Raw genomic sequence first — 17,781 nt, forward strand, 5'->3', positions numbered from 1 at the left:
GCACCTGCACCGGGGCGGAGATCAGAGCAGTGCACGCGGTCCGTCGATCCGGCTGGGCGACACCATCGATTGCGGTATCCGCGCCGCCGAGCCGACGGCGGGCGCCATCACCGGACGATATCCGGCGGCCGGGCCGCGTCCGGCAGCCATCCGACGGTAGGCCGCCACCCCGGTGGTGGGGTGTCGGGTCAGCGTGGGATCGGTCCGGACATCCACCCGGTAGAGGCCGAAACGCGAACTGTAGGTGCCCCATTCGTAGTTGTCGGTGATCGACCAGTGGTTGTAGCCGACGATGGGGAGCCCTTCGCCTCGGGCCCGTTGCAGCCAGAACAGGGTGTCGTCGACGAAGTTCCCGCGCGTGTAGCCGTCGGCGCGAGGGCGGCCGTCGTCGGTGGGCATCCCGTTCTCGACGATGTAGATCGGCTTGCCCGGATAGGCCTGCGCATAGTGGTGGCAGGCCTGGTAGATGTCGTCGGGCTGCGGGCGGATCTTCGCGAAATCGCTGGTGGCCCCGTAGATCGCGGTGAGATTGCTCAGCGCCGCACCGTAGTAGTAGTCGATGCCGACGAAGTCGAGGGTGTCGCGGACGCGGTCGAAGAACACGGCGTCGACGGCCGGGGTGACCGCGGGCAGGAAGGCCTCGTTGGCGCCGACCCGGGCCGCCGGATCGGCCCGATGCGCGGCGCGATAGGCGACGCGATGCGCCTGTGCCACCCGGTCGAGGAAGCGCGGCAGGTCGGTGGCGGTGACCGTGCCGACCTCCATCTCGTGACCGAAGAAGACCACCGGCTCGTTGATGGTGATCCACATGGTGTCGGAACCGGCATAGCGTTCGGTGATCATCTCGACGTGCCGTGTCCAGTCGTCGAGGGTGCGGGCACCGAGGAAACCGCCCTGGTCGACGACCCATCCCGGATACACGTAGTGCAGCAACGTGATCATCGGGCGCATACCCGACGACCGGATGGTGGCGACGACGTCGTCGTAGTAGGCGAGTGCCTCCCGATCGATGTGGCCGCGGCGTGGCTCCACCCGGGCCCACTCGATACCGAAGCGAAAGGTGTTGAGGCCCATACCCTGTGCGAGCCGGATGTCCTCGCGGTAGCGGTGCCGGAAGTCGACGGCGTTGCCGACCGGGTCGACCTCACCGGTCGCCGAGGCGCGGTCGGTGTAACGCTTCCAGTTGGAGTCCGGGTTGTATCCCTCCGCCTGGAACCCGGAGTTCGCGGCACCGAAGCAGAATCCGTCGGTCCACCCGGGAACCGGTGGCGGGGTGACGAATCCGGACGGTGCTGCCGTCGCCGGGCCCGACCCCAATGCGCCGGCCCCGAGCACACCGGTACCGAGCGCACCGGTACCGAGCACGCCCGCACCGAGTGCGTAGACACCCGCCGCGCGCAGGACGTCGCGGCGGGACCGCTCGCGGTTCACCGGCCGGTCCAGTTCGGTGCGCGCTTCTCGGCGAACGCCAGGGCGCCTTCCTGCGCGTCGGCGGAGGCGAACACCGGGTCGAGGGGGACGCTCTGGGCGGTGAAGAGGTCGGGGTCGGTGTAGCGGACGGCCATCCCCAGCACCTGCTTGGTGGCCTTCACCGCGAGTGGGCCGTTCGCGGCGATACGTGCGGCGAGTTCCCGTGCGCCGTCGAGTGCCCCGCCGGATGCGGTGATCGTGTTGACCACGCCGAACTGGTGGAGCCGCGGCGCGGTGACGGGTTCGCCGGTGAGGGCGATCTCCGAGGCGAGCTGGTAGGGCAGGATCTTGGGCAGCCGGAGCAGGCCGCCGGCCGCGGCGACCAGTCCGCGTTTGACCTCGGGCAGACCGAACTTCGCGTCCTCGGCGGCCACGATCAGATCCGCCGACAGCGCGAGCTCGCAGCCACCGGCCAGCGCCCACCCCTCGACCGCGGCGATCAGCGGCTTGGTGGGCGGTGACTCGGTGAGACCGCCGAAGCCGCGACCGGGGACGAAGGGCAGCTCACCACGGGTGAAGGCCTTGAGATCCATTCCGGCACAGAATGTCCCACCGGCGCCGGTGAGGATGGCGATCGAGATGTCGTCCCGGCGTTCGAGCTCGTCGACGGCGGCGGCGAGCTCGGTGGCCACCTCCTGGTTCACCGCATTGCGGGCGTCGGGCCGGTCGATGGTGAAAACGGCGACGCCGTCGGCGAACTCGGTGGTGACAGAACTCAACGGGACTCCTCGTGCCGGGTGAAGCTCGGGTGGGTCGGGCCGTGCGGGTCAGGCGGGGGCGGTCACCGACCACCGGACGGGCTCGGTCTGGGCGTCGGGCTCGGTGGCGGTGAGCACGCCGCGGGCGGCCAGCACCAGCATATGCGCGTGGGTCTCGCGCAATGCCATGTGCGACAGCGGCACCGACAGCTCGGCGAACGGCCGCGACCAGGTCACCGAGCGGGTCACGTCCCATGCGGTGATCTCCGGGTCGGCGGCGACGGCGGCGGTGATCTCGTCGAGCCGCTCCTCGTGATGGGCCAGCAGGTCGCCGACCCGGGTGGCCAGCCCGCGGAAGCGGTACTCGTGGGAGGGCAGGGCCTCGTGGTCGGGGAGCTGCTCGGTGTTGGCCAGCGAGATCAGGTAGTCGGCCAGGGGGCTCTCGGCCTGGAACGGATTGGTCGACACGTTCGGGCTGATCCGCGGCAGCAGGTGGTCGCCGGTGAAGATCACCCCGGCGGTGTCGTCGACGAAGCACAGGTGCCCGGCGGTGTGCCCGGGTGTCCACACCGCGCGCAGATCCCAGCCCGGCACGCCGATCGGGTCGCCGTCGGCGAGTTCGACGTCCATCGTCCGGCCCTTGGGGAGCCGGGTGAACTGGTTCAGGCCGATGTCGACGGCGTTGTCGGTGACGCCGAGCCGCAGCAGTTCGGCCTGCCCCTGGGCGAGCTGGCGGCCGACCTCGGCGTCGGTGTGGAACCGCAGGTGCCGGGCGTCGTTGCGATGCATCCCGAGGATCGGGTCGGCATGGTCGAGCAGGCGCGGCACCATCCCGAAGTGGTCGGGGTGCAGGTGGGTGATGACCACCTTCTTCACATCCGAGACGTCGTGTCCGGTGGCGTGGATGCCGTCGACGAGCATCTGCCAGCCCTCGTCGGAGTCCCAGCCGGTGTCGATCAGGGCCAGCGTTCCGTCGGAGGCGGCCAGCGCGTAGACGAGGATGTAGCGCAACGGGTTCTGACCCATCGAGACCGGGATCGACCAGAGCCCGTCACGGACCTCTTCGACGGGCGGAATCTCCTTGCGCGCCCATGCCTCGCGCTGTGCATGGCCGGTGATCTCGATGGTGACGCTCATCTCAGCATCTGAACACGGAAATCCGCTGTGCGCAAAGATCGGTCGGTTCACAGACCGTGAGTCAGCTCCTATGACGCGATGTCCGGGTCGTGCGCGACCGGACCCGCGGTGCGCGTTGACACCGCTCGGGCGCACCGGCGAAGGTGCAATGGTGACCGATGCCGAACCGCAGGCCGCACGCGCGGACGACCTGCCGCTGACCGGATTGACCGTGGTGGCCCTCGAGCAGGCGGTGGCCGCACCGCTGGCCACCCGTCATCTCGCCGATCTGGGGGCGCGGGTGATCAAGATCGAGCGGGAGGACGAGGGTGACTTCGCCCGCCACTATGACGCCGCGGTGGACGGCCTGGCCTCGCATTTCGTCTGGCTCAACCGGGGCAAGGAATCGTTCACCGTCGACCTCAAGACCCCGCGCGGACAGGATCTGGTGCGGCGGCTGATCGCCCGGGCCGACGTCTTCCTGCAGAACCTCGCACCCGGTGCCGCCGACCGGCTCGGCCTCGACGCCGACACTCTGCGCGCCGGCCATCCGGGGCTGATCGTGGTCAGCATGAGCGGCTACGGCACCGACGGCCCGATGCGCGACCACAAGGCCTACGACATGCTCGTGCAGGCGGAGACCGGACTGATCTCGGTGACCGGCACCGCCGACACGATGGCCAAGACAGGGGTTCCCACCGCCGACATCGCGGCCGGTATGTACGCGCTCACCTCGGTGCTGTCGGCGCTGGTACGCCGGGGAGTCTCGGGTCGGGGCGCGCGGATCGACGTGTCGATGTTCGACGCCGTGGTCGAGTGGATGGGGCACCCGATGTACATCCGGATGCATGCCGGCCGGCAGATCCCGCGGTGTGGGCTGGGACACGCGGCCATCGTCCCCTACGACGGCTATCCCACCGCCGACGGCGAGATCCTGATCGGGGTGCAGAACGATCGTGGCTGGCGCACGCTGGTCACCGACGTCCTGGCCGCACCGGAACTCGCCGACGACCCGCGATATGCCACCAACATCGAACGCGTGGCGCGTCGGGCGGAGGTGGACGGACTCGTCGCCGACCGCACCCGCACCTTCACCACCGCCGATCTCGACGCGAAGCTGGCCGCCGCGGGCATCCCGGCCGCGCAGATCCGCGACGTGGGCGGCGTCGTCGACCATCCGCAACTGGCCGAACGGGACCGCTGGCGCACCGTCGACACCGAGATCGGCCCGATCCGGGCGGTGCTGCCACCGATGACCTTCGATGACGTCGAACTGCGGATGGGTGCGGTGCCCGCGCTCGGTGAACACACCGCGGCCATTCTCGCCGAACTGGGTGAGGCCGAACTGGGGGAGCAGGCGGGTTAGGCGGGCGGACGCTGCGTATCCCACACCGACAGCAACTCGGTGAGGATGTCGACGGAGCTGCCCAGGGTGCTGAGGTGACTCTCGCCCGGCAGCGCGAGGAGTTTCGCGTCGGGTAGCAGCGACACCATGTGCCGGCCGTGATCGAACGGGATGATGTGGTCGTGGTCACCATGCCACCACCGCACCGGGGCGGTGACGTCGCCGACGCGGAAACCCCAGTCGCGGGCGAAGACGAGGATGTCGGTGAACGGCGCCTCCATCCGGCGCCGGCCACCGTGGAGCAGGTCGTCGAGGAACATCGCGCGGAACTCGGGGCGGGCGAGCAGTTCGCGGTCGGCGCTCGGTGAGAACCGCCCGTACAGCCGGATCGCGGGGTCGGCGACCGGACGCGCGATGGACAGGAACGAGCTGATCGCCTGACCGAGCGGGGCACCGGCGACCCGCACCAGGGGTGCGGCGAGGCTGCCGTAGGTCATCGCCCCGCCCGTGATGGCGTCGGGGCCGACCGTCGGGGCCACCCCGCCGAGGATGCCGACGTCGACCACCCGCGTCGGGAAGGCATAGGCGGTGGCCAGGGCATATGGCCCGCCGCCGGACAGGCCGACCACCGAGAACTCGTCGATCCCGAGGGCCTCGAGCACCGGGCCGAGGTCGGCCGGGAAGTCGATGACCCGCTGGTACCGGTGGGCCGTGGAGCTGCCGACCCCGGGCCGGTCGAGGCCGATCAGCCGGATGTGGTTGTCGGCGGCGAACTGCCGCGCCTCGGTGGGCACCTGGCGCCGTGCGCCCGGAGTGCCGTGCAACCAGATCACGGCGCGGCCGGTGGCCGATCCGAACTCGGCGAAGCCGATCCGACGGCGTCCCCCGTCGACCCCCACCGAACCCTCGATCTTCGGACGATCGACCCCCATCATGTGATCAGCATCTCATGTCGCCCCGACAGGCCGGCTCGACAGGTCGGGGGCACGTCGTCGTAGTCCGGTCGTGTCCGCATCGATTCGCGTAACGTCGTAGGAGTGAGTTCAACTGCCAAAGATCGGATTTCTCGGGCCCTGCGCGTCGACGGACTCTATGCCGACGTCCGTGATCTTCCCGCAGGTCGCATGGTGGAACTGCCCGGCCGGGGGACGACCTTCGTCACCGACTCCGGGCCCGCCGAGGCGCCCGCGATCTTCCTGCAGCACTCGGTGATGACCACCGGACTGCTGTGCTGGTATCCGGTGATCCCCGAACTCAACAAGCGTTATCGGGTCGTCACACTCGACCACCGCTGGCACGGCCGCGGGATCCGGTCGGATCGGTTCGATCTGCGTGACTGCGCCGACGACGCGGTGGCCCTCGCCGACCAGCTCGGCATCGACCGCTTCGTGACCGCGGGCTTCTCCATGGGCGGCGGCATCTCGCAGCTGGTGTGGAAACGGCATCGTGAGCGGGTGGGCGGACTGGTGCTCTGTTCCACCGGTCCGTTCTTCAGCACCAACGATCCCCACCTGCGCGAGCAGGCCAACCGCACCGGCCGATTCCTCAAGCCCGTGTACAAGGTGATCCCGCGACCCTCCGATGCGAGCCTGGACAAGCCGTCGTCGACGACGATGGTGTGGGGGATGAAGCAGTTCCTCTCGACTCCGCTCTCGCACACCGGCGACTTCGGGGAAGGGCTGGGGCGCTTCGACTCCCGGCCGTGGCTCGGTGAGATCGACGTGCCGACATCGGTGGTGGTGTCGACCCGTGACCGCGTCGTCGATCCCGACCGTCAGCAGTTGCTGGTCGACGGCATCGCCGGGGCTCAGCGGTTCGAGGTCGACGGCGGTCACGCATGCTGTGTGATCGGTGCCGACAAGTTCGTGCCGCCGTTCCTCAAGGCGGTCGACTCGGTGGTGCGTGCGGCCGATCTGACCGCGCCGCCGCGACTCATCGTGCCCTGAGTTCCCCGCCCGGCGCTGTGTGCGCCCGGTGTGCGGCGGCGTCCATCGTCGCGACGATCCCCTCGGCGCTGCGGGCCGCCGCGCGGCAGACCCGGGTGGTGAACGAGTCGTTGAGCGGATGCCCGGCCCGCCCCCGCCACCGTTGTACGGCGGCGATGGCCGCCGGCCGGCCGGACGTCATGGTCTCGAACGGGTCGAGGCCCAGCCGATCGTCGGCCGAGGTCCCGTAACCGCCGATCAGGCGGGTCGCGTCGACGATCTCACCGTCGGAGAGCGTGGTGCGCCGCGATCGCAGCATCCCGAGCAACCGGACCTCCTCGAAGCCGTGGACGTCGCCGAGCATGCGGCGCACCTCGTCGGCGAGTGGCCGGGTGGCCGGTGTCGGATAGCGCGCGAGGATGCGGGTCAGCTCGACCAGCGCCGAATGCACCTTGAGCTGTTCGGCGCGCTGCCCGAACTGCACGTCGACGATCTGCTGCAGTTCGACCAGCCCGCTGCGCGCCAGCAACTCCTCGGCGAGCGAGTTCGCGTCGGCCACCCCTCCTTGCACGAGCGCGACACCGATCCGGATGCCGAACAGGCCGAACCGCCGGATCAGGTGTGTGCGGGTCTCCGCCTCGAGCGGCAGTGTCGATTCGTCGCGGGTGAACCGGTCGGCGGAGAGCATCGCCAGCTGCAGGTCCTCGGCCGGGGCCGACGCCAGCGCCGACAACGCCCGGAACTCCCGCTGGCGCATGGTGCGTGCGGTCAGCGCGAGCAGTCCGGCGACCGGCACCACCGCCTGGCACAGACCCGACGCGGACAGGTCGGCGGCCGACCTCGCCGCGACCTCCTTCGCCGAGAGCATCGCGTCGATCCGGCCGACCCCGATCTCGTCGGCCCGGGAGATCACGCCGATCACGCCGAGGGGTGCGCCGCTGCCGCCGACCTGGCGGCTCAGCTCGGAGAGCGTCGACACGTCCGACGCCGTGGTCGACCGCATCAGGTAGACCACCGCGTCGGCGCCGGATACCCCGTCCTCGGGTGCCAGCAGACGCATGGTGCGCGCGGACACATCGGAGTTGAGTGAGGCGGTCCCCGGGGTGTCGATGATCGTTCGGCGTGTGAGTTCAGTTGTCGGCCAGGACACTTCGAGCCTGTCGATGGCGGTGGGGTCGAGGGTGTCGAGATCGAAGTCGAGGTGACCGTCGACGCGGGCGATGGGGACCGGGGCGCTGAGGCCGTTCATGTGGTGTGCGCGGACGGTCGGGGTGGGGCCGTGGTGGAACCAGGTGACGATCCTGGTGCACTCGGTGGCATCGGTGGGCGCGAGTTCCTCGCCGATCAACGCGTTGAGCAGCGTCGACTTCCCGGCCTTGAGTGCACCGGCCAGGGCGATCCGCAGTGGTTCGCCGAGTCGTCGGGAGCAGCGGTCGAGGTCGTCGAGGGCGTCCTCGGGCGCGCGGGAGGTCTCCCGGTATGCCTGGGTGGCCGCGGCCGTCATCGACCGCACACGGTCAGACGTGCTCACGGTCGCCTCCGCCCGCCCAGGTCGAGATCTGTCCCAGGAATGCGAGGTCGGCCTCGATCGCCTTGGCCCTGGTCTCACGGTCGGCGACCTGTGTGCGTGCCGACTCCTCGATCGCCTTGATCGACTCGGTGAGCGACCGGGTGGTCTGTTCGGCGATCTCCCGGAAGTGGTCGCGCAGCAGACGCTGGATGGTGCGCAGCCGATACCGGGATTCCCGGCCCACCTCGAACAGCACGTCGTCGACGAAGCGCCGCACCGCGGCCTTGGCCTCGGCACGGCGTCGGGTCAGCCGCGCCTCGGCGTCCTCCTTGTAGGACTTGCGGCCGAGCATCACACCCGCGGCCACCGAGAACGGGTTGATCATCGTCATGCCGACCAGCGTCGACATCATGCCGAACATCATCATGCCGCCGTAGGAACCGCGGAGTCCGGTGACGAGCTTGTGCACCATGCCCGACGGCGCCTGCTCGAGATCGGACAGTCCGTCGACCGGTGCGATCTCGTGGCCCACGGCTGCCAGATCGAGTCGGGGTATCGCGACATCACCTGTGTCGGCGAAGGATTCGGCGACACGCTCGGCCAGTGCGAGGGATTGCTCGTGGGTCCAGATGAAGTTGTCGCCGACCGCCTCGGCCACCTCGTTCTGCAGGTTCTCGCCGAGTTCCGCCCAGATCCGGGCGGGGTCGGTCGCATCGATCCTCGCCTCGTAGTCCTTGAGCAGCCGCCGCGTCCGGTTGCGCAGGTCGTAGTCGGAATCGGCGGACAGATCGGCGATCCCGTCGCCGAGCACCTGCTGCCACATGGCGGTCCGGGCGGTCAGCTCCTTGGCCTCGGCGCGTGCACGCTCGAGTTCGGCGACGAGTCCGGCCTTCACCCCGGGATCCTTGAGCGCGGTCAGTTCCGGACGCATGCTCAATGCGAGATGTTCACAGGTGGAACGGATCTCGCCCTTGACGAACTTCTGCATCGCGTTGCCGGCCTCGGTGAGCACCTTGCCGCCGAGGAAGTCGAGGATGCCGGGGAAACCGGATTCGGTGTTCAGGTCGGTGTCGTCGAGGCGGATCGCATGCGAGCGCAGCACCGACGACACCGGATGCGGTTCGAGGGGGGAGCCGATCCGGCGCAGATGGCCGACGTCGGCCGCGACCACCTCACGCCACATCGGGTAGAGGTCGGTCTTGGTGGCCACCAGCAGTGCGTTCTCGCAGAGTTCGGTGGCCTGCCGGATGAATGCCATCTCCGGGGCGGTGTACTCCTGGCTCACGTCCGAGGCGACGATGATCGCGGTGGATGCGCTCAGCAGGCCGAGGGTGGCCGCGGCGTGGGGGGAGCCGACCCCGCCGGATCCCGGGGTGTCGACCAGGACCAGGCCACGCTGCAGCAGCGGGCTCGGGATGTCGACCTCGACCCGCAGGACCTGGGCACCGCCGGCCTCGGGGGCCCGGGACAGATCGCGGGAGATGTCGTCCATGGTCAGGGGGATGACCCGGCCGGTGCCCGTGGTGCCGCCGTGCTCGTCGGTGTCGGCGACGACCAGCCGGGCGGCGGGTTGCTCACCGTGTCCGATGACGGTGATGGTGGAGGTGGTCTCGGCGTCGCCGACCCGGCACACCGGGACGTTGAGCAGTGCATTGATCAGGTGGCTCTTGCCCTGTTTGAGCTGACCCACCACCACGACCCGGGCGCGGGGGTCGGTGACCCGATCGCGGGTGGCGGCCATGCGGGCGGTGAGGTCCTCGCGACCGGCGGTGCCCGCCATGTCGGCGAGACGGTCGACGATCTTGACGACTTTCGCGGTGTTGGCGTCCATGTCGGTCCCGGTGTTCGAAGCGGATGAAAGCGATCAGGTGGGGGATCGTCCCCGGCGGCCGGACGCGGGTGGCATGCGGCCGCCGGGGAGGCGGTGACCGGCTCAGAAGATGTCGCCGAGTGCGTCACCGATGGCGTCGACCGCGTCGCCCGCGACATCGGCGATCCCGCCCGCCGCATCGGCCACACCGCCGGCGATACCACCTGCGATGCCGCCCGCGACGTCCCCGTACGCCCCGGCGACGCCGCCGGCCGCATCGGCCACGCCACCGAGCAGGTCGCCCGGATCGAAGCCGCTCTCGGAGTGGGTGTGCTGGGAGTTGTCGTTGAACGAGTCGTTGGTCGAGTTGTCGTCGTGCGAGTCGTAGCTGCGCTCGTCGTTGAACGAGTCGCTGATGTCGTGCGAGTCGTGGGTCTCGGTGTAGTGGTTGCTGTTGTCGCTGGTGATGCCGCCACGGGTGTATCCCAGATCGATTCCGCTGAGGTCGACGTTGCCACCGCCGTCACCACCGTCGCCGGCGCCGCCGAAGCCCCAGCCGCCGCCGTCACCACCGTCGCCGCCGTCGCCGCCCCCGGCGTGGACGTTCAGCTGGTTGTGGCTGTCGTTGGTGCTGTTGTCCTCGATGTGGGTGTTCTGGGTGTTGCCGCTGTTGTTGCCGTGTACCGATTGATCGACCCAGGTGCTGTGGTCGTCGTAGCTGTTGCCGACCGAGTTGCCGTCGCCGGCCACGCCGCCGGTGGTGGCGATCGGTCCGGAGGCGTCGCCGCCCACCGCCACCGATCCGGTGCCGGATGCCGAAGTGGTTGTGGAGGAATCGATTCCGGCTGTCTGCTGTCCGCCGGTCCATTGGTTGGTCATTGTTCTGTCCTTGTCGGGGAAGGGTTTCGGTGGGGAGTCGCTGAGTGGTGTTCAACGATGTGACCAACGCTATGGGCTCGGCCGTGGAGTCGAAACGGGGTTGGTCCCCCCTCTGGGGTGGGGGTTGTCGGGGGATGGTGGGGGCCTGAAGGGGTGTCGATCGGGGATCGGTCCCCTGCGCCCATCACGCCCATCACACCCGACGGCGTCCGGCCGCCATCTCGCCGAGATGGCCGCCGGACGTGTCGACGCTGTGACGTTGTTCGAATAGTGCTGTCCGAGATCAGAATCCACCGCCTCCCAGATCGCCCCCGCCCAGATCGCCCCCGCCCGGGTCCCCGACGCCGTAGTCTCCACCGCCGGGATCGGTGATGCCGGCGGACACCTCGGACCCGCCGGTGTCGGGGACGAATCCGGTGTGGTCGGGGGTGTATCCGGGATCGGCGCCGAGGTCTGGGACGTGATCGACACCGGTGTTGTCGGCGTGCTCCGCACCGAGCCCGCCGGCGGTCGGATCGGTGGTCAGCGGATCTGTGGTCAGGGGATCGGTGTTCGTCGGACCCAACGGGTCGTGCGTCCCCGGGAGGTCGAACGGATCGCCCGGGGTGTCGTGCCCGGTGTCGGTGATGTCGGGAATGCCGGTGCCCGAGCCGGAATCCGGTGCGGGGTCGGCGATGAACGGCAGGCCGTGCTCACCGGGCAGGATGGTCGGGACGTCGCCGAAGGGCGCGAACGATTCCCCGCCGGTCAGCTGGGCGCCGGTCATCACCGCGGCTGCCGGGTCCACTGCGGCGGTCGTCGGGAACGGCGGTGTGGTGACCGCGACGGGTGGCGACACCGGCGCGGTGGGAACGGTGGTCACCCCCACCTTGTTGTGGCTGTCGTTGGAGCTGTTGTCGGCGATGTCGGTGGACTGGGTGTTGCCGCTGTTGTTGCCGTGCACCGACTTGTCCACCTCGACGCTGTGGTCATCGGTCGTGTTGCCCACCTCGTTGTCGTTGCCGGCGACGCCGCCGGTGGTGGCGATCGGCCCGTGGGCGTCACCGCCCACCGCCACCGACCCGTCGCCGTTGGCGCTGGTCTGGGTGGTCTCGACGGTGTTGTTGTCGCCGATGATCGTGGTGTTGCTGATCTGCTGGTAGTAGTTGTTCGTCACCTGCTGCAGGATCTGTGCGGGGCTCCCGTGATCGGGGATATTCGGCGTCCAGCCCGTCCCTGAGCCTGATGGAGCCGGAACGCTCTGTGCTGCAACGGTGATCGCCTGGCTCACCTCGTGGGGTGTCACGTCGCCGAGGCCGACGTCGTCCAGACATCTGCCGGGATTCTCCTTGAAGGCGGCGGCCTTGCTCTCGTCGTCGAACAGGCTCTTGATGAACTCGACCAAGGCGTTCTCGGTGATCATCGAACTCATGGGGATCTCCTTGTGATTCCGGCCTCCCTTCGCGGAGACATGACTTCACGCTATGAGCCGACGGGCCGCCACCAAACGGGGTCGAACCACCGTCCTCGGGGTGCGAGTTAGGGGAATCGATACGCCGATCACCGGGGGGGTGTGGGGGATCGCCGGGGATCGTGGGGGATCGGCGGCGGCGCGGGGGTGGGTACCCGGATGTCGGGCGGACCGGATCAGAGATCCGGGAGCGAATCGAAAAGTGATCCGGCGGAATCGTTCTCGCCGAGATCTGGATCGAGTCCGTGGGTGTGGCCGGTGATGTCGGAGTGGTCCGTGACGTCGGGGCCGGGCTGATCGGGGACGGCGTGATCGAAACCGGGCTGGTCGAAGCCCGGCTGGTCGAAACCGGGCTGGTCGAAACCGGGGTGATCGAATGCCGGCTGGTCGAAGCCGGGTGGGTCGAACGGGGGAGTGCCTGGATCGTCCCCGACGGGGGGATCGACGCCGACGGGTGGTGTGGCGCCGACGGGTGGTGCGGCGCCGAAGGGTGGTGCGGCGCCGAAGGGTACCGACGAACCGTCGGTGTGCACTGCGCCCGAACCGTCGGTGTGCAGCGCATCCGGGTCGTGGGGGGTGATCGGCATGGAGACGTCGTCGAGGGCGTCGAAGGCGTGTGCCACACCGCTTCCCGCCCAGATGTCGGTGGCCGGTGCCGCGGCGGCCCCCGGGGGCGGCGCACTGCCCGTGGCCATCGGGAGCAGGCTCTCGATGTCGGCGACGGACACGCCGTGGAGGTCGGCGTCGGCGATGGCCTGTTCCGGGTGGTCGGCGAAGGCTGCGGCGGCCGCGGGGTCGTGTGCCAGCGCCATCACGAACTGCAGCAATGCATTGGCGGGCACGGTCTCTCCCCTCTCGGCTCAGGTCACGCGTGCGCTTCACGCGGGCCGAGTGCCGGCGTCGGAGTGTGTCGGCGACGTCGTCTCCAGTCCGAGGGTAGTCCGGCGACCGACCCCCGATCACGGGTATCGGCCCGAACCCCGGATGCTGTCCACTAGGGGCCTGTGCCTAGTACGCTTTCGGTATGCGTAGGGGATCCCCGGTCCGCCGAACGCCGCACCCGCAGTGTTCGCGATGGGGGATGTGCGGGGAACCCCCAAGGGATTCGAGTAGTTCGCTACTCGCGCATCCGGCGCCGGGGGCGCCTTCACTCGATTCAGGTCGCCGGACGGGACCGATCATCGATCGCGTCGGGACGGCCACGGGCCGGTTCCACGGGAGCGCCGACCCGCCATCACGGTCCGGGGTGTGAGGCCCCGGAACGGTTCAGCACGAAAAGAGACGGATCGATGGTCGCGACAGCCCTTGGGGTCTCACTGGGGACGCGCAACCTGCGTGCGTGTACCTTCCCGCCGCCGGTCGAGGTGGTCACCCGACATTCGGCGGTACTCACCTCGATACCCAATCAGAAGCCCGAAGTCGGTACACCAGAAGAGAATCCGAGATCCAGCCGCGGTGGTGTGACGCTCGCCGGGTTCGTCGAACGGGTCGGCGACCCGGTCCCGCTGACCGCGCCGGACGGATCCGCGCACCGGCCGGAGGCGGTCACGGCGACCGCGGTGGCGAGCGTGATGCGAACCCTGGCCCCACAGTTCCGGCAGTCCCCACCGGTCGTCGTCGGATATCCCGCACACTGGACCGCGCAGGCCGTCGACGCCCTCCGCGGTGCACTGCCCGAGGCGGGGGTGCGGGCCGATGCCCATCTCGAGTCGGATCTCACGTGCGCACTCGCACAGCTGGGGACCCTCGCCGACATGCCGCGCACCGGGCTGCTGGCCGTGGTCGATGCCGGTGCGTCGGGAACGTCGGTCGCGGTGGCCGACCCGGCGACGGGCTCCGTCCTCGGCGACGTCGTTCGCGTCGACGAGCCGAGCGGGGACGATCTCGACCATGCGGTGATGCGGTTCGTGCTGTCGGAGGTCATCGACGATCCGACGGTCTTGTCCAACCCGGATGCCAATCTCACCGCGGCGTTGACCGGTCTGCGCCGACGCTGCCGGGCGGCCAAGGAGGAACTCTCACGCGCCACCGTCGCCATGGTCGACGTCGACCTGCCGGTCTACCGCGGCGACGTCCGGATCACCCGAACCGAGTTCGAGGATCTGCTCGGCGACCCGCTGTCGCGGCTGGGACCGGCCATCCGGGAGGCGCTCGACCGGGCCGGGCGGGCGACCACCGACCTCACCGCGATCGCGGCGATCGGCGGCGGTGCGTCGATCGGCCTGCTCACGCAGCAACTGTCCGGTGAATTCCATCTGCCCGTGCTCACCGAGCGTGATCCGGCGTCGACCGTGGCCCGCGGTGCCGCTCGGATCGCCGGGCGTTCGGCGCCGCCGATGCCCGCACCCCGCGGTTCGGCCGACACCCCGGTGCGCGGGGCCCCCGACACCGCGTCGGGGCGCGGCATGGCCGGTGCGGCGGGAGTGGCGGGTGCGGCCGCCGGTGGCCTCGCCGGTGCGGCCGGGGCGCGGGCGTCGGTACCCGAGTCGCCGCACAGCAGTGCCATCCCGGTGCAGCCGCACAGCAGTGCCATCCCGGTACAGCCGCGCAGCAGTGCCCTCCCGGTACAGCCGCGCAGCGGCGCGATACCGGCCCCGGGCACGGGACACCGCCCGCCGCCGACCCCGCCACCTGCCGACCGGGCTGCGCATGCCGAGGGCGGACCGCCCGTCGGCAACGGCCCACGGCGTCCGGTGCTCAGCTTCACCGACACCCACGACGGTGGCGGCGACGACGCTGCCGAGGCGGACACCGGTGGCGGACACCGACGGCGTGCCCTCATCGTGGCGGGGACGGCGATAGTGCTGGCACTGTCGGCCGGGACGGTGTGGGCGGTGACCCACGACGACGGCGGCGGGTCCACACCGCCGGCCACCGTGACCACGACCACCGAGGCGAGCACGACGACCACGGAGACGACACCCGCGGCCACCGCCCCCGAGGTGGGTGAGGAACCGCAGGTCGGCAACCAGCAGGTCCCCACCGAGACCGCCACCCACACCACCGAGCCGTCGGAGACCGAGCCGAGCGTGAGTGTCACCACGGAGCCGCCCCCGGTCATCACCGAACCGATCCCGACCGGTGGCGCCGGCGGTGGTGCGACCACCGCGGCGCCGAATCCCGGTGCCGAATAGTGCCGGTCATGTTGACCGAGCAGGGTGCCGAACTGTTGTCGGTGCTGTCGGAGGACCCGGGACGGCCTCGTGCCCTCGCCGTTCTCGGCGTGGCCGGCTCGGGGAAGAGTTCGCTGCTGTCGCAGGTCCGAAAGGCGTTGCGCGAGGCGGGTCTACGCGTCGCCACGCACACCCGCGTGCCCGTCGGGGACTGTGACGCCCTCGTCGTCGACGATCTGGATCTGCTCACCGAACCCGAGCTGCGGACCGTTGCGGGCATCGTCGACGGTGGTGCGCATGTCGTGGTGGCGGCCACCCGCCCCACCCGGCACTCGGCCGCGCTGCGACCCGTACTCGCCGCCCTGACCCGGGAGTATCCACCGATCCGGTTGGCGCCGTTGACGTCTGCGGAGATCGAGGCGGAGCTGTCGGCGGAGGTCGGCATCACCGACCGTCGGGTGGCCGCGACGCTGCACACGCGGACCGCGGGCCGGCAGTGTCTGGTGGCGGCGGCGGTGGCGGCCCTGCGTGCCGGAATCGATGTGCAGGGGCTGGAGGCGGTGACGGGCAACGAGATCCGCGAGCGCCTCTACGAGATGGACCCGGCGGAGGTCGCGGTGCTGGCGCTGGCGACGCTCGACGTCCCGATCGGGGCCACCGAGGTCTGCGCGACCCTGGGCGTCGACGCCGGACGTGCCGCCGAACTGCTGGATGCCGCGCGCTGTTCCGGATTCGCCGGCGGCCCGGAAGCCTTTGTCGCCGAGGTGCACCGGCAGGTGATCGCGGTTCTCGGGCGGACCCGCGTGCGTGACATCGAGGTGGCCTTGCGAGATCTGCTGGCCGGTGCGGGTGGTGTCTCGGACCGGCTGGCCGCGCAGTTGTCCTCCGACGGCGTGGACCGGTCGGTGGACAGCCGCCTCGAGGGAGTGCGGCTTCAGGTGCTGGCCGGCGATCTGCGCAGCGCCACCGAGACCATCGATGCGCTCTGGGGGCGGATGGACCGGGCACAGAGCGCGCGCTCGGTGGAGGTGGCGTCGGTGATCGCGATCGTGCGTGGCGACGCACCGCGCGCGGCACGGCTGTATGCCTGGCTGGCCGACGCCGCCGACGGCGGGTCACCGATGCCGGCGGGCGGGTGTTCCCGGATCTGGGCGATCGTCGATGCCACCGCGGGCGATGCGCGACGCATCCGCGGGCTCGGCGACGGTGCCGACGGTCAGGTCGTCACACCCAGGCTGGCCGCACAGGTGGAGGCGATGACCGCCCGGGGGCTCGCCGAGTCGTTCGCGAGAACCGATGCCGCCGCACTGCACACGCTGATCTGTGCCGCCGCACTGGAGCGGGACTGCTCGGCTACCCGGCTGTGTGCCGACACCGCTGCGGCCACCGCAGCACTCCTCGCCCTGCATCGCGGCCAGGCGTCGAGGGCACGGACGGTGCTGACGCGGACACCCGCCGACGCACTGCCGCCGATACACCGGCTGCGCCGTCGGATCCTGCTGGCGTGGGTCACCCTGTTCGAGGGAGACGTCGCCGCGGCGGCGCGAGAGGTCGAGGCGGTGGCACGCGAGACCACCGGTCAGGCACACACCGGACAGCGTGACATTCTCACCGTCGCCGCACTGCGCGTCGCGGTGGCGCGGCGCAAGGGCGATGCCGGGACGCTGCGGGCGGCGTGGGATGCGGCGATCGATCCGCTCGGCGAGTACACCCCCGACCTGTTCGGGCTGTTGTTCGTCGGCGAATTGTGGGTCGCCGCGGCGCAACTCGGGAAGCTCGACGAGATGACGCCGACTGTCGAGCGGATCACCGCCGTGCTCGCCGGGATCGGCGACGCACCACAGTGGTCGGCGGCGGTGCACTGGTACGGGGTGCACGCGGCGATCGCCGGTCGAGCACCGAACGATCTGGTTCCCCACGCACGCGCACTGGCCGAGGCGGGGCGGGCCGACCCACAGGCCGCGGTGCTGGCGCGGGCCGGCCGGGTGTGGGTCAACGTGCTCGGTGGGGAGGTCGACCCGGACCAGGTGGAGGAGGCCGCACGGACCCTCGACGAGTTCGGGTACACCTGGGACGGGGCACGCCTGGCCGGGCAGGCCGCCCTGATCGCCGACGATCCGCGAGTGGGGGCGGCGATGCTGCAGGTGGCGCGCTCCCTGCGCACCTATCGGCAGCCGGTCGCCGCCGACGACGCGGAAGCCGAACGGAAGTCGTCGGTGGCCGTCCTCAGCGAGCGTGAGCGTGAGGTGGCGACGCTGTTGCTGTCGGGGATCACCTACAAGGGAATCGGCGAGCGGCTGTTCATCTCCGCCAAGACCGTCGAGCACCATGTGGCCCGAATCCGTCAGCGCATCGGTGCGCAGAGCCGGGCGGAGATGCTGGCGATGCTCCGTGCGATGAAGCTCGGGGACGAGTTGAGTGCATGAGCGGGCGGCTTCCCGACAGATTCGCGGAGGTTACTCGGA

13 protein-coding genes are annotated in these 17,781 nt (G+C 70.2%); 4 read left to right on the forward strand and 9 right to left on the reverse strand.

The window, feature by feature from the left end; translation table 11 throughout:
* Positions 1–21: 21 nt before the first annotated feature.
* The 3 genes from Q9K23_RS18345 to Q9K23_RS18355 are packed head-to-tail and all read right to left on the reverse strand — an operon-like array spanning position 22 to position 3,305.
* Positions 22–1,431 carry a family 1 glycosylhydrolase gene (locus Q9K23_RS18345; protein WP_261978130.1) on the reverse strand — a complete coding sequence of 470 codons (1,410 nt, stop codon included), beginning with the start codon at positions 1,429–1,431 and terminating at the stop codon, positions 22–24.
* Positions 1,428–2,189: a crotonase/enoyl-CoA hydratase family protein gene (locus tag Q9K23_RS18350; RefSeq protein WP_053778816.1), complete on the reverse strand. Its 762-nt coding sequence runs from the start codon at positions 2,187–2,189 to the stop codon at positions 1,428–1,430. Before Q9K23_RS18350 ends, Q9K23_RS18345 begins: the two co-directional genes overlap by 4 nt.
* Positions 2,190–2,237: 48 nt before the next feature.
* Positions 2,238–3,305, reverse strand: coding sequence for an MBL fold metallo-hydrolase (locus tag Q9K23_RS18355; RefSeq protein WP_053778815.1), 1,068 nt, complete (start codon positions 3,303–3,305; stop codon positions 2,238–2,240).
* A gap of 148 nt (positions 3,306–3,453) precedes the next feature.
* Between Q9K23_RS18355 and Q9K23_RS18360 the strand changes: the two genes are divergently transcribed.
* A complete protein-coding gene (locus tag Q9K23_RS18360; RefSeq protein ID WP_053778814.1) occupies positions 3,454–4,650 on the forward strand; it encodes a CaiB/BaiF CoA-transferase family protein in 1,197 nt (398 codons plus the stop codon).
* Here Q9K23_RS18360 and Q9K23_RS18365 read toward each other — a convergent pair.
* Positions 4,647–5,564: an alpha/beta hydrolase gene (locus Q9K23_RS18365; RefSeq protein WP_053778813.1), complete on the reverse strand. Its 918-nt coding sequence runs from the start codon at positions 5,562–5,564 to the stop codon at positions 4,647–4,649. The genes Q9K23_RS18360 and Q9K23_RS18365 overlap by 4 nt on opposite strands.
* Positions 5,565–5,666: 102 nt before the next feature.
* Between Q9K23_RS18365 and Q9K23_RS18370 the strand changes: the two genes are divergently transcribed.
* Positions 5,667–6,575, forward strand: coding sequence for an alpha/beta hydrolase (locus Q9K23_RS18370; protein WP_020794195.1), 909 nt, complete (start codon positions 5,667–5,669; stop codon positions 6,573–6,575).
* Here the strand turns inward: Q9K23_RS18370 and Q9K23_RS18375 are convergent.
* The 5 genes from Q9K23_RS18375 to Q9K23_RS18395 all read right to left on the reverse strand — a co-directional run bounded on the left by Q9K23_RS18375 (position 6,562) and on the right by Q9K23_RS18395 (position 13,045).
* Positions 6,562–8,085, reverse strand: coding sequence for a dynamin family protein (locus Q9K23_RS18375; protein WP_053778812.1), 1,524 nt, complete (start codon positions 8,083–8,085; stop codon positions 6,562–6,564). The genes Q9K23_RS18370 and Q9K23_RS18375 overlap by 14 nt on opposite strands.
* On the reverse strand, positions 8,072–9,895 hold the full coding sequence (locus tag Q9K23_RS18380; RefSeq protein WP_053778811.1) for a dynamin family protein: 1,824 nt from the start codon (positions 9,893–9,895) through the stop codon (positions 8,072–8,074). Before Q9K23_RS18380 ends, Q9K23_RS18375 begins: the two co-directional genes overlap by 14 nt.
* Positions 9,896–9,997: 102 nt before the next feature.
* Complete coding sequence (locus Q9K23_RS18385) at positions 9,998–10,753, reverse strand: hypothetical protein (protein WP_053778810.1); 756 nt, start codon at positions 10,751–10,753, stop codon at positions 9,998–10,000.
* Between the two features lie 283 nt (positions 10,754–11,036).
* Positions 11,037–12,164, reverse strand: a complete 1,128-nt coding sequence (locus Q9K23_RS18390) for an IniB N-terminal domain-containing protein (RefSeq protein ID WP_053778809.1) — start codon at positions 12,162–12,164, stop codon at positions 11,037–11,039.
* A gap of 215 nt (positions 12,165–12,379) precedes the next feature.
* Positions 12,380–13,045, reverse strand: a complete 666-nt coding sequence (locus tag Q9K23_RS18395; RefSeq protein WP_305950229.1) for an IniB N-terminal domain-containing protein — start codon at positions 13,043–13,045, stop codon at positions 12,380–12,382.
* Between the two features lie 447 nt (positions 13,046–13,492).
* On the opposite strand from Q9K23_RS18395, the gene Q9K23_RS18400 reads away from it, so the two are divergent.
* Together Q9K23_RS18400 and Q9K23_RS18405 are read left to right on the forward strand one after the other, a co-directional pair.
* A complete protein-coding gene (locus Q9K23_RS18400; protein ID WP_305950230.1) occupies positions 13,493–15,337 on the forward strand; it encodes an Hsp70 family protein in 1,845 nt (614 codons plus the stop codon).
* 8 nt (positions 15,338–15,345) lie between these two features.
* Positions 15,346–17,742 carry a helix-turn-helix transcriptional regulator gene (locus Q9K23_RS18405; RefSeq protein ID WP_152972934.1) on the forward strand — a complete coding sequence of 799 codons (2,397 nt, stop codon included), beginning with the start codon at positions 15,346–15,348 and terminating at the stop codon, positions 17,740–17,742.
* Positions 17,743–17,781: the final 39 nt, after the last annotated feature.

It is taken from the genome of Gordonia sp. NB41Y, assembly GCF_030718915.1.
In the GTDB taxonomy this organism is placed as follows: Bacteria; Actinomycetota; Actinomycetes; order Mycobacteriales; family Mycobacteriaceae; genus Gordonia; species Gordonia desulfuricans.

Coding starts and splice junctions, on each gene's coding strand:
- Q9K23_RS18400 (WP_305950230.1), top strand. CDS start 13,493: ATGGTCGCGACAGCCCTTGGGGTCTCACTGGGGACGCGCAACCTGCGT.
- Q9K23_RS18355 (WP_053778815.1), bottom strand. CDS start 3,305: ATGAGCGTCACCATCGAGATCACCGGCCATGCACAGCGCGAGGCATGG.
- Q9K23_RS18380 (WP_053778811.1), bottom strand. CDS start 9,895: ATGGACGCCAACACCGCGAAAGTCGTCAAGATCGTCGACCGTCTCGCC.
- Q9K23_RS18390 (WP_053778809.1), bottom strand. CDS start 12,164: ATGAGTTCGATGATCACCGAGAACGCCTTGGTCGAGTTCATCAAGAGC.
- Q9K23_RS18385 (WP_053778810.1), bottom strand. CDS start 10,753: ATGACCAACCAATGGACCGGCGGACAGCAGACAGCCGGAATCGATTCC.
- Q9K23_RS18360 (WP_053778814.1), top strand. CDS start 3,454: ATGGTGACCGATGCCGAACCGCAGGCCGCACGCGCGGACGACCTGCCG.
- Q9K23_RS18365 (WP_053778813.1), bottom strand. CDS start 5,564: ATGATGGGGGTCGATCGTCCGAAGATCGAGGGTTCGGTGGGGGTCGAC.
- Q9K23_RS18405 (WP_152972934.1), top strand. CDS start 15,346: ATGTTGACCGAGCAGGGTGCCGAACTGTTGTCGGTGCTGTCGGAGGAC.